The sequence below is a fragment of the Methanococcoides sp. NM1 genome (assembly GCF_900774285.1).
GTDB lineage: Archaea > Halobacteriota > Methanosarcinia > Methanosarcinales > Methanosarcinaceae > Methanococcoides > Methanococcoides vulcani.
The window spans coordinates 1-13,174 of the sequence record NZ_CAAGTW010000017.1 but is presented as its reverse complement, the minus strand read 5'-3'; the positions used below and the strand labels follow the sequence as shown (position 1 = coordinate 13,174).

The following is a 13,174-nucleotide window of genomic DNA, read 5'->3' as shown; positions in this document are numbered from 1 at the left end:
TTGTTAATTTGCCTGATGGCTTCTATAAGATCAGATCCGTCAAAGAGTCACAATCCCCGATGGGTGGAACGTATTACTACATCGGAGAAAGAACGGTAATTATTCAGGATGGAAATGCCATCACCGGTGCTGAGGTTGTAGCAAAATCCACCAGTGAAACTGAGATGGATCAGCTAAAGGATAAGATCGAGAACGGAACCTGTGCAGGATTCACTGGTACTGCTACCGTTTCAGGTACTGCAATGTTCGAGATGATGCCTGGAACAAACGTTGCACAAAAGAATGCAACCATGGGAATATTCCTTGAAGAGTTATTCGAAAAGAAGAATGCAATATCATCAGAACCATCAGTGTCACTGCCAGTAGCTGCTTTCACCGCAAATGTAACTTCAGGTGATGCACCTCTGACCGTTCAGTTCACAGACCTGTCCGAAAATGCAACCTCCTGGTTCTGGGACTTTGGAAATGGAGAAAACTCCACACAACAGAATCCTGTCTATTCATATGGTAGTGTGGGAACCTATTCCGTGACACTAACTGTAACCAATGCGAGGGGAAGTGATACTGAAATTATGGTTGATTACATCGCTACAACACTGCCTGATGCATATAAAAATAAACGCATTGTATTTTTGGTAATAGGTTCTGAAGATACTTGCAGGGTGAGGGGTGCGGTCGCAGAAATGGGTATGGACAATGTCGATGTCTATGGCAGTTACCGTATGGATACAGTAGAATCACTATTCACTCCTTTTGATGAAAGCATCGATCTGGGTCAATATGACATCATTTTCATAACCAAAAAGGGTGGAATGTCCTTTATGGGGGCAAACCTGAAGCCTCAGGTACTCGAAATGATGGAAAATAAAAAGGCTGAAGCCCATGTGGTTGACTGGAACTATGGTGTCTGCACCGTTGATTTTACAAATCATTCTTATCTCAGGGACGATGAGACATGTTACTATCTTGAAGACTACTGGAATCAGAGATATGATGGGAACATGATTCGTCTTCTCACATATCTTTCGGCGGTAGACCTTTCAAAGCCCTTCAGTGAGTATGACGGTGAAATCGAGATTGAGGCACCTGCGATAATGCCATCGGTTGCGATATACCACCCGGACGCAGATGCCGTTTTTGAAAACCTGGAATCATATCTGGAATGGTATGAAGTGGATGATGGAACCCACCATGTTTATGATCCTGACAATTACACAGTCGGTGTCACATTCTTCGCATCGTGGGATGATGATATATGCGACGATGCGGTGAAAAGCGTTATAAATAAACTGGAAGCCAGGGGGATTAACGTCATTCCTGCTTATAGGCCATCAGTCTTATTCACAGACGATGCATACGACTTTTTCAAAAAAGATGATGAATGGAAAGTAGATGCCTTCATTGATCTTGGAAAAGGTGTGTGGATAATGTCTTCTGCTGTAAAGAATAGTGAATATCTGCAGGAGGCGAATGTGCCCGTTATCAATGGAATCATATATCAGGGCACTATCGAAGACTGGGAAAATTCCACCACGGGCCAAGATCCCTGGTTCCAGTACCAGATTCCCATCATGGAGATCGGGGGTGAGATCGAATCTATAGTGATCGGTGGAGAGGTATTTGACGAAACACTCCAGGCCAAGGTAATCAAACCGATCGATTATCAGGTAGATTGGCTGATCGACCGAACAGTAAGTTGGATGGATCTGCAACATATCGCTAATGAGGATAAAAAGGTTGCAATCATCTACTATGCTCACGGTAAAGCGGGGGCAATGGTCGCAGGCAACCTTGATGTTGTTCCCAGCATACCGAACCTGCTGGATGCGATGAACGAGAGCGGGTACGACCTTGACGGAATGCAGCCGAACAGGTCCGAATTCCTGCAGCTCGTACTGCAGCAGGGCAGAAATATCGGAGTATGGGCACCCGGTGAGCTGCAGAATATGGTGGAGAACTATGATGTTGAACTCGTGCCTGTCGAGACGTACATGGAATGGTTCGAGAATGATATTGAACCTGAAGCAAGGCAGAGCGTGATCGATACATGGGGAGAACCTCCCGGACAGGCAATGGTGTATGAGAACGAGAGCGGCAAGTACTTTGTTATTCCAAAGATCTCGGTTGGTAACATCCTTGTTGCCCCTCAGGCTACAAGAGGCACCTCACAGAATGATACTCTCTTGTACCACGACCAGACAATGCCTCCATCTCACCAGTTCATTGCATTCTACCTATGGCTTAAGAATGGATATGAGGCGGATGCTGTTGTTCACTTTGGAAGGCATGGAACACAGGAGTGGTTACAGGGTAAAGGTACAAGCCTTTCAAGTAAGACCTGCTGGCCTGCGATCCTGATCCAGGATATGCCTGTTGTGTACCTCTATGAAGTGGGAGGTATTGGAGAGGGCATTATGGCAAAGAGGAGAGGTAACGCGGTCATGGTGGACCATGCAACACCTGCAATCGTGAGTGCAGGCCTCTACGGAAATCTCACTCTTCTGCATGATAAGATGCACTTTTACGAGACAGAAGATGATGAGAATATGGTAGCTGCATACCAGAATTCGATCATAGACTACTATACGGACCTCAACTTTGAATCTGAGCTCAATGTATCGGCCGATGATTTGCGGGAGATGAATAAAACCGAGTTTGATAACTTTGTCCTCCATGGTCCCGTGCATGATTATCTGCATGAGCTTGCAAGTGAATTCATACCTTATGGACTGCATATCCTTGGAGAGCCAATGGATAATGAGGGACTTATAGCCATGGTAAAATCAATGCTCGGTGAGAACTTTGAGGAGCATGTTGCGGCGGCAGACCTGTTTGATGATCCTGATGAGTTGGAGCCTGCACATTCCCCGAACGGGCTTGACGAGCTCTTAAACGGTGTCCTGGTCAATGGAACAGATCCGCTAGATCTCCTAATTGATCGATTTAATATCACATATTCATCAGGAGAGTTCGTTGCAAATACCACATCCGATGGAATCGGAGAATATGATTTCTCTATAGTAAAAGATGGAAAATACACGCTCTACGCATTTACACAAACTGAAGATGGCTGGCTGACCGGCAAAGAGTACATTACAATCGAAAACGGCGAGGCACTCTCCGATGTAAGATTGAACCTTACAAAGAATGCGACAGGTGCAACAAATGCAGAACTTGAATATGTTATTGAACTGTTAGAGGACAACCCTCCGGTTCCCAAAGACACAGGATCAGGTGCAATATCTGGAAATGTCACCTATAGTCCAATGGGATCAGAGTGGGGGGTAGACGATTCAATGGTAGTTCTTCAGAAAGATAACAATATTCAGGAAGTTTATGTCAATAGCTCAACAAATAAGTACACATTCCAAAACCTGCCTGATGGGACATATGTTGTAACTGCACTATATCATAGTGTATCCCAGTATGGAGATAGCTGGTATATTGCAACAAATAACGTCAAGATACAGGATGGGGCAGCCACCAACCTGGATATCAATATGGAGACAGATGTAAGTGGTGATGCACAGGATCTAATCTGTTTCCTCGGACAGGTTTCTGGTCAAACATATTCAATCGAAACAGGAACTGAAGAACCAGAATGCAATGTTGTCTTAATACAGCGTCTTTCTGATGAGCAGATGCAGGTTGTAGAAGATCTGAATCTTGCTGTGCAACATGCTGAGAATATCAGGGGATGTATCATTGAGATTCCGGCGATGCTCGATGCACTGGAAGGAAAATATGTTCCACCTGCCCTTGGAGATGACCCTCTGAGAAGTCCGGAGGTCCTGCCTACCGGAAAGAATTTCTATGCATTCAATCCGAATATTGTTCCAACAAAAGAATCATGGAATGTTGCTAATACACTGGTTGATGCGTTCCTCACCGAATGGAACCAAACCCACGGCGACTATCCCAGAAAGGTTGGTTTTGTGCTGTGGTCTGGCGAATCCATGAGGCATAAAGGTGTCATGGAATCTGAGATACTGTACATGATGGGAGTAAGACCAGTATGGGATTCATCCGGTAAGGTGGTAGATGTTGAGCTGATTCCGGAAGAGGAACTTGGAAGGCCCAGGATCGATGCCGTGGTCACCATGACCGGAATATACCGTGACAACTGGAAGTGGCAGGTTCAGTTGATGGACAGGGGTGCACGGCTGGCAGCCCAGGCAAATAATTCCAGCTATCCGAACTATATCAGAGAAAATTCAGATACAATATACAATACCCTGATGGCCACTGGCAACTACACCGAAGAAGATGCAAGGAAGATATCCCAATGCAGAGTATTCGGGCCAGATGAGGGAAGCTGGGGAGCCGGTGGATTCAGAAAGGCCGTGACTGCCACTGGTACCTGGGAGGATGAAAGTAAAATTGCCAATCTCTACATCAATTCCATGAGCTATGCATATGGTGACAATATATGGGGTAATCTTGATAGCGAGGTTTTCAGAGAAGTGCTTTCCAACACGGAGGCTGTCATGTTCAGCCGCAGCGGTAACGATGGCCGAGGCAGTGGCAGTGTGGTCTTTGACCATGTCTATGAGTTCTTCGGTGGATTCGGCATGGGTGTAAGGGAAGTTTCCGGAGATACGCCGGAAATGTACATAGTCAATCTCAAGAATCCGGATGAGGCAGTGGTAGAGACCCTTGGTGAATTCCTTACAAGGGACCTGCGTGCCAAATACTACAATCCAAAATGGATCGAAGGTATGATGGAACACGACTATTCCGGTGCCAGTGAGATCGAGAGTGTGCTGGAGGACTTTGCTGGACTGGGCTTCACGCTTCCTGACGAGATCACTGATGATATGTGGAAGGAGTTCTATGATGTCTATGTTCAGGATAAGTATGACCTCGGGCTGAAAGAATGGTTCGATGAGGAGAATCCATGGGCACGCCAGTCCATGAACTCCATGATGATTGAAGTCATACGCAAGGATTACTGGGATGCTTCAGATGAGGTCATCCAGAATCTGGTGAATGAGTATGTTGAGTCTGTCGTAGAAAATGGCGTAACATGCTGCCACCACACCTGCGGTAACCCACTTCTCGATGAATATCTGCAGGGCGTGATGTCAGTACCCGGTGTCGTCAGCAAGGAGACCATGGATGAGTATAACCGGCTGATGAAAGAAGCCACCTGGAGAGAAACAGCAGCAGCACCATCCACATCATCAAAGACCAGTAAAAAGAGTGCTGGAAGCAGTACCGGAAATCAGAGCATGGTAACGGATGGTGGCTACGGAACCACGGCTGAGCAGGCACCAGAGGCTTCTCAGCAAAGCACACCAGACAACTACGTTGAAGGGTATGAAATGACAAAAGAATCCACAACAAGTGATTCAGCCTCATCATCTACATCCTTCTCCGGTGCTGATATTTTAGGCAGCGTGTTGGTCTTGTTAGCCGTTGGTGCCATATCGATCGGTTTCAGGAGACGAAGGATCTAAAATCAATTTAGTAGCACTTCGATAATGTTGTCGAAGTGCTTTGTTATTTTTTTAATCTGATTATCTAAGTGATTGATTTTCAATACTTGGTTATATGCATGCCATAACAAATTTTATAGCTAATATTTAAAAACAATAATTCGAATCGCATAAAATCTATAGACACTTGTCACAATTTAGTCTAAGACCTTTGTCATGTGGCAAATGCCAGATAACTGAATATTGGAAATGTATTTTAGATATATCTCTTCGAGAATTATTAGCCTTCAAAGTCTCAAGGATAGATGGAAGCTTCACGCTTAATACTTCAAGATCAGAACCAAATAAGCTAAAATTCCCCCGACGGCTTTTAATTCAAGATTCAAAGCACACCACTGGCGATGTATCTTGGGATCGAAACCTCACAAATCATTTTTTTAATTTCTTCCCTTAGTAGAGCTTTCGAGATGTAATGACATTTCTAAAAACGTTTAAATTGTATTTTAATCATATACTAGTAGGGTATGTTTACTGAATGTTCTATCATCTGAAGAAGGGAGTGCTTCAATGGGATCCGAAAATGAATATCGCATGATATTTGAGAAATCTCCTCTGGGAATAATCTATTTTGACCGTGATGGTATTGTTACTCTTTGCAATGAACGGTCTTCAGGGATCATTAGTAAAAAGAAGGAAGCTATCATCGGATCGGATATAATGTCCATTTTTAATGACGAGCAAATGACTTCTACTATTCAAAAAGTGCTCTCAGGGACACCTGTTCATTATGAAGGGGAGTATTTACCCGGTTTTGCAGTACCATCTGTTAAGATGGAGGTCCATTGCAGTCCGGATATGTCGGAAGACGGCGCACTTCTGGGTGGTATCTGCATTATCGAGGATATAACACAGAGGAAGGGCCTTGAAGATACCTTGAAACTTGATGAATCCCGACTTGAAGCACTTCTAGAGCTTGAACAGATGATGGATTCACCCATGCAGGAGATAGCAGATTTTGTTCATGAAGAAGCTGTCAGGCTTACAGGTAGCACTATTGGTTACCTGGCATTTCTGAATGAGGATGAGTCGGTCCTTACAATGCATACCTGGTCGAACAGTGTGATGAAAGAGTGCACCGTTCCTGACCGGAAATTCGTCTATGAAGTAAAAAATATCGGTCTTTGGGGTGAACCGATCAGACAACGGAAACCTGTTATAATCGACAACTACATCGCCCCACATCCTCTCAAGAGAGGCTATCCTGAAGGTCATGTGGAACTCACTAACTACATGGCAGTCCCTGTGTTCGAAGGTGGCAGGATCGTTGCAACCGCAGGTGTCGGAAACAAGGACGGAGATTATGATGCTTCCGATGTTCGCCAGCTGACGCTGCTGATGCAGGGCCTGTGGAGGCTTATCCAGCGCAGGGAGTCCATTGAGGCACTAAAAAAATATGCGGAGGACCTTGAACATTCGAACGAGCTCAAAGAGCTTTTCTCCGATATCATGCGCCATGATCTTTTAAATCCTGCAGGGATCGTCAAGGGTTATGCCGAGCTTTTGCTTGAGATGGAGGATGATGAGAAGAAGCATGATATGGTTCAAACAATTGAACGCAACAACAAAAAACTGATCGACATGATCGAGAATGCTGCAAGGTTTGCAAAACTGGATACCTTTGAGGAGATCGAGTTTCAGGAAATGGACATCGCTCTTGTTATTGAGGGTGTGATCGGTAACTTCAGGCCCAATATCGAAGAGAAGCAGATGATAGTTGAATTTGATCATAAGGGTGCCTATCCTGCAAGAGCAAACCCGATGATTGAGGACGTTTTTTCAAATCTGTTGTCGAATGCGATAAAATACAGCCCTGAAAAAGAAAGAATCATCATAGACATCTATGATGCTGGTGGTGACTGGAAAGTATCGGTTACAGATCTTGGTGAAGGAGTTGCGGACGAGAACAAGCCGGAATTGTTCGAGCGATTCAAACGTGTCACGAAAAAAGGGATTAAAGGAACAGGCCTTGGTCTTGCCATAGTAAAGAAGATAATCGATCTTCATGGTGGCAGTGTGGGTGTTGAGGACAATCCTGAAGGTCGGGGAAGTATTTTCTGGGTCATTTTGGAAAAATGGGATTAAAGGCCTCTGTGAGAGACTGCGGTGGTATATTTTAGACCAAGTTTATTCTATTGTTTCATCTCCCTCTCTTCTTGGTGGCGAAAAAACATTTTCATCCATCTCTCCCGTTGTGGTTGCCACTTTGATCTTATATTCCTCCCCATATTTCCAGACATCACTGAGTTTTATCGTTTCTTTTTTAGCTTTTTGTGATACTATCTGGCTATCTATATCGTAATCATCCCTGTTTAAGTAGATCTTGTCCACAATAATGCTGGCATCACTTCCATTTCTTATTGATATTGTGATCTTCTTATCCGGATTCCCCGATCCATCAAGTTCAAACTTAACATTTTCAATGCTCAGTTTATTGGAAGATTCTTTTTGTTTTCCCAATATGCTTCTGGTCCCGAAGTAAAAACCAATGACAACCCCTGTCATCTGGATATATGCAGTTACAATGTCTTTATTCTTAAATTCATAAAAGATCGATAAAAGCAGCAAGAACGTAAATCCTATTACAAAGGTTCCAGCGATAGCTCTCCTCATCTCGCCTTTGTTCAGATCTTTGTCAGCTGAGTACCCCATAATAAGTATTCCTGCGAATACAAAAAGAACTATGCCTAGAATGATGGGTATCCATTTTTCCGGTAATACTGTCATCGGTAATATCTCATTGACAGAATCATTCAAACTTGTTACAGTTTCATCTATGGCTGTTACTTTGGTATTGGTATCATTTTCAACACTTTCTGCCGATGAAACCAGACTTAAGGAAAGAATTGCCATTATCAGAAAGACAGAAGTCAAGCTTAAACCGATCACTGTCTTTGATGAAATTTTCATAAATATAACCCCCAGAATCGTGATCGATTTAATTATTTGATATTTAACACTATTATACTTTGTGCAAAAATTGCATGTGAATATTCCATTTCGTAATTTCCAGAATTTGTTTTAGGCGATAAACTGCAAATTTATTTCTAAGGAACCTCTGCTTTCAGTTGGTCAAAAGCTCAAAATATATATAAAAGCGCATCTAAATCTATTATAGGGGATGCTGAATTATGATTGCAGAAGAGAAGTTGGAGAAGCTTGCAAAAGCTTGTGAGGAATGTATTGGTAACGATTCCGGCTCAATTGAGGACCACTTTGAACAATGTCCGGTTTGTAAGCTTTACAAAGAGCAGGCCGAAACTGTCAACTGCATAACAGAAACAATAAGACAACTCGCTTCAAGATCTGAGGAGGAAAAGTGTGATGCAATATGCAAAAATCTGGACGAGTTTTATAGCATGCCGGATGACAAAAGATTAGAAGCAATAAGCGAAATGCTCGATGCTGAGGGTGGATTGTCAGAAGAAGATATGTTCAAGATCGTAACTACCCGGATCGATCTTCTGACAAAACTTCCAAAAGAAAAAAGAGTTCTTCTGATGGAAACGCTGGAAAAAGTAATGTCCCAGTGGCCTGAGGATAGGAAAATGCTGGAAAAACGTGCTATTATGAATGCCACTCAGGATTATTTCCTTCTCAAAAAGACCTTGCTTAGAAGAATGTTCAAAAAAATGCTATCCTAAAAAAATATCATCTTCAGGGATATTTAGAAGATCTCGGTTAAGAGACCTTCCGAACATATCTGACAACTACTTTGTGTAATATATCTCAAATAACTCTTTGAATACGTGCGAGTATCAGTATTCAACTTCAAGAGCATTCTCATGGATCAGGTTCTTTGCCTCGATAAGGCCATAACTGCTGCTTAGCTCAAATTCAGGTTCCGGCTCATTTGAACGCTTCATTTTCAACATCCTCCTCAACAACCCCCGTGAAACTTTCATCTTCTCAAGAATTCGACTATTCCTTATTGCTTTTACATTATATTCATCTTCTGACAGAGCCTTCCGGAAATATTTCTCAGCTTTCTCGTAATCTTCCAGTTCTCCATATGCTCTACCCATATTGTTATAGATCTCCGAGATTGATGAGGGGTGCATTTCCTCTGAATTGAAAAGTGCTTTTTCATATTCCTCGATCGCTTTTTTGAAATAGCCTTCATCTGAGAGGATATCTCCAAGAGCTCCTAATGCAAATGAATTTGATGGGTTCATCTGAAGTACGAGTGTTACTTCAGTTTCAGCTTCACTGAACTTTTTGTTCTCTCTTAATGTATTTGCATAATTAAGGTGTACAGCCACATTCTCCGGGTTTATCTCCAGAGCTTTATTGTAAGCTTCACTCGATTTTTCGAATTTCTTCATATGAGAAAATACATTCCCTTTATTGGTCCACACGTCCTCACATTCAGGATTTATCTCCAGAGCTTTATTGTAGGCTTCAATTGATTTTTCGTACTTTTTCAGATGACAATAGACATTTCCTTTGCTTATCCATACTTTTTCATCTTCCGGGTTCAACTGAAGAGCTTTCTCGTATGTCTCTATAGCGTTCTCATATTTTTTCACTTGAGAATACGCATTCCCTTTGTTGATCAATGTAGGTTCATCTTCCGGATCGATCTGCAAAGCTTTCTCATATGCTATGATCGCATCTTCGTATGCTTTCAGGTGGGAATATGCATTTCCTTTGTTAGCCCAAGCATTTTTATCCTTTGGCTTTAAGTCCAGAGCCTTGCTGTATGCTACGATCGCATCCTCATATCTCTTCAAATAAGAATATGAATTCCCTTTATTGGACCATACGAATTCAGATTCAGGATCTATCTCTGTGGCCTTGTCGTATGCATATATTGCTTCATCGTATCTTTGCAGACAGAAATATGCATTCCCCTTATTGGTCCAGACGCTTTCCGATCCCTGATCTATCTCAGTGGCTTTATCATATGCATTGAGTGCTTCGTCGTATATTTCCAGAGTGAAAAGTGTATTTCCCTTGTTGATCCATACCTCTTCAGAATTGGGATCTATCTCTGTGGCCTTATTGTATGCATCAATTGCTTCTGCATGTCTTTCGAGGATCGAACAGGCATTTCCTTTGTATATCCATGCAATTTCATCTTTCGGGTCGATCTGCAGGGCTTTAACGTATGCATATATTGCTTCATCATATCTTTCCAGGTTGAAATATGAATTTCCTTTATTGACCCATACCTCTTCATCTTTCGGATCGATACCTGTGGCCATATTATATGCTTCGATAGCTTCTTCATATTGTTTCAGGCTGGTATGAGCATTTCCTTTGCTTGCCCATATGCCTTCATTGTCCGGGTCAAGCTTTGTGGCTTTCTCATATGCCTGAATAGCTTCTTCATAGTTTTCCAGAATTAAGCTGGCATTTCCCTTGCTTGCCCATATGCTTCCATTGTCCGGGTCAAGTTCCGTGGCTTTGCCGTATGCTATGGTAGCTTCTTCATAGTTTTCCAGAATTAAGCTGGCATTTCCTTTGCTTGCCCAGACGTTTCCATCCTTTGGATCGAGTTCAAGTGCCTTATTATAAGCCTCAACAGCCTCTTCATATTTCTCGAGGTTGGAATGTGCATTTCCTTTTTTTGCCCATGTCTTTTCATCTTTCGGATCGATGTCCAGAGCTTTATTGAATGATTCAATTGCCTCTCCGTATTTCTTTAGATTGAAATGTGCATTTCCTTTTTTTGCCCATGTCTTTTCATCTTTCGGATCGATCTCCAGGGTTTTATTGAATGCTTCAATTGCTTCTTCATATTTACCCAGGCCAAAAAGGGTGTTTCCTTTACTTCCCCACGCAGCTTCATCTTCCGGATCTATCTCCAAGGTCTTATTGAATGCATCGATCGCTTCATCACTCTTTTTCAAATGTGAATATGCATTTCCTTTGTTTTCCCATGCATCTTTTGATTCCGGATTAATCTCTATGGCTCTATCATATGCTTTAATTGCTTCTTCGTAATCCTCAAGCGTAAAATACGTATTTCCTTTTTTGAACCATGTTTCTTCATCCTTTGGATTAATTTCTATGGCTCTATCATATGCTTTAATTGCTTCTTCGTAATCCTCAAGCGTAAAATGCGTATTTCCTTTTTTGAACCATGTTTCTTCATCCTTTGGATTAATTTCTATGGCTCTATCATATGCTTTAATTGCTTCTTCGTAACTCTCAAGGTTAGAATATGCAGTTCCTTTGTTTATCCATGTTTCTTCATCCTTTGGATTAATTTCTATGGCTCTATCATATGCTTTAATTGCTTCTTCGTAATCCTCAAGCGTAAAATACGTACTTCCTTTGTTTATCCATGGGTCTTCATTGTCAGGATTAATTTCTATGGCTCTATCATATGCTTTAATTGCCTCTGTGTATTCCTTCAGATTGAAATGTGCCTTCCCTTTTTTTGCCCACATATTTTCATTTTTCGGATCTATCTCCAGAGCTCTGTTGAATGCTTCAATTGCCTCTGTGTACTCGTTCAGATTGAAATATGCCTTCCCTTTTTTTGCCCATGTCTTTTCATCTTTCGGATCTATCTCCAGGGTTTTATTGAATGCTTCAATTGCTTCTTCATATTTACCCAGGCCAAAAAGGGTGTTTCCTTTACTTCCCCACGCATCTTCATCTTCCGGATCTATCTCCAGGGTCTTATTGAATGCATCGATCGCTTCATCACTCTTTTTCAAATGTGAATATGCATTTCCTTTGTTTTCCCATGCATCTTTTGATTCCGGATTAATCTCTACGGCTCTATCATATGCTTTAATTGCTTCTTCGTATCTTTCCAGATATGAATATGCATTTCCCTTGTTGATCCATACATTTTCCTCTTCAGGGTATATCTCCAGGGCTTTAGTATATGCATCAATTGTTTCTTCGTATTTTTTAAGATTAAAATAAGCATTTCCTTTGTTGATCCATGCATTTTCATCTTCAGGGTAGATATTTATAGCTTGATCATATGCTTCAATTGCTTCCTCGTATCGTTTGAGATTAAAACAAGAATTTCCTTTATTTATCCAGATGCCTTCTAATTCCGGATTTATTTCAAGGGCTCCATTGTATGCATCAATTGCCTCTTCATACCTTTTTAGATTAAAGTGAGCATTTCCTTTGCTTTCCCATGCACCTTCATCCTTCGGATATATCTCAAGTGCTTTATTGTATGCATCAATTGCTTCTTCGTATTTTTTGAGACTAAATAAGCTATCTCCGTTTTTAATCCATTTCTCAGAATAATCAAGATACATATATATATGTTCCATTTTTATATTTAAATAATTTTGCATCAATTTTGTTTTTTACTTCCATTTGGTTTCTGATTATTTTCAAATTATTGCGTTACCTTGATGCTGTTTTTTATTATTTACGATAAGTGTGAGGCGAATGTGAAGTTTTTGCCGATGTTCATGGTCGCAGAATTCGGTTTTCAAGCATTTCGTTCATTAATATTCCGAAAATAGGTCTATATATGGATATTTTATGAACTGTTTTTGAGTTGTTTTGATCGCTTCTTTCACAAACACATTTTTATAAAACAAAAACAAAATTAGTATTTATATCCAATTTCAGTACTTCACTAATTTTAGTATCCGTATGAAATAATGTTACTCGATAGCTATATATGCGGCGAATTCGCCGCCATATGTCAATTCAAACCTCCAACTCCAGACATACTCCTAAAGTTGAATTAA

5 protein-coding genes are annotated in these 13,174 nt (G+C 41.5%); 3 read left to right on the top strand and 2 right to left on the bottom strand.

All coding sequences use genetic code 11. The features are described 5' to 3' along the window. Positions 1 to 59 precede the first annotated feature (59 nt). Both E7X56_RS11475 and E7X56_RS11470 read left to right on the top strand, forming a co-directional pair. On the top strand, positions 60 to 5,459 hold the full coding sequence (locus E7X56_RS11475) for a cobaltochelatase subunit CobN (RefSeq protein ID WP_210409277.1): 5,400 nt from the start codon (positions 60 to 62) through the stop codon (positions 5,457 to 5,459). A gap of 546 nt (positions 5,460 to 6,005) precedes the next feature. After that, a complete protein-coding gene (locus E7X56_RS11470; protein ID WP_135606878.1) occupies positions 6,006 to 7,580 on the top strand; it encodes a GAF domain-containing protein in 1,575 nt (524 codons plus the stop codon). Between the two features lie 42 nt (positions 7,581 to 7,622). Here the strand turns inward: E7X56_RS11470 and E7X56_RS11465 are convergent, their stop codons facing one another. Then, a complete protein-coding gene (locus E7X56_RS11465; protein ID WP_135606877.1) occupies positions 7,623 to 8,405 on the bottom strand; it encodes a hypothetical protein in 783 nt (260 codons plus the stop codon). Between the two features lie 221 nt (positions 8,406 to 8,626). Here E7X56_RS11465 and E7X56_RS11460 point away from each other — a divergent pair, with 221 nt between their 5' ends. Then, positions 8,627 to 9,139: a hypothetical protein gene (locus tag E7X56_RS11460; RefSeq protein WP_135606876.1), complete on the top strand. Its 513-nt coding sequence runs from the start codon at positions 8,627 to 8,629 to the stop codon at positions 9,137 to 9,139. A gap of 114 nt (positions 9,140 to 9,253) precedes the next feature. Here the strand turns inward: E7X56_RS11460 and E7X56_RS11455 are convergent, their stop codons facing one another. After that, positions 9,254 to 12,745: a tetratricopeptide repeat protein gene (locus tag E7X56_RS11455; protein WP_167879538.1), complete on the bottom strand. Its 3,492-nt coding sequence runs from the start codon at positions 12,743 to 12,745 to the stop codon at positions 9,254 to 9,256. Between the last annotated feature and the right edge of the window lie 429 nt (positions 12,746 to 13,174).

What these genes read in the sequence shown, in the direction of transcription:
- E7X56_RS11475 (WP_210409277.1), top strand. Translation starts at nt 60, where the DNA reads ATGGGTGGAACGTATTACTACATCGGAGAAAGAACGGTAATTATTCAG.
- E7X56_RS11470 (WP_135606878.1), top strand. Translation starts at nt 6,006, where the DNA reads ATGGGATCCGAAAATGAATATCGCATGATATTTGAGAAATCTCCTCTG.
- E7X56_RS11465 (WP_135606877.1), bottom strand. Translation starts at nt 8,405, where the DNA reads ATGAAAATTTCATCAAAGACAGTGATCGGTTTAAGCTTGACTTCTGTC.
- E7X56_RS11460 (WP_135606876.1), top strand. Translation starts at nt 8,627, where the DNA reads ATGATTGCAGAAGAGAAGTTGGAGAAGCTTGCAAAAGCTTGTGAGGAA.
- E7X56_RS11455 (WP_167879538.1), bottom strand. Translation starts at nt 12,745, where the DNA reads ATGGAACATATATATATGTATCTTGATTATTCTGAGAAATGGATTAAA.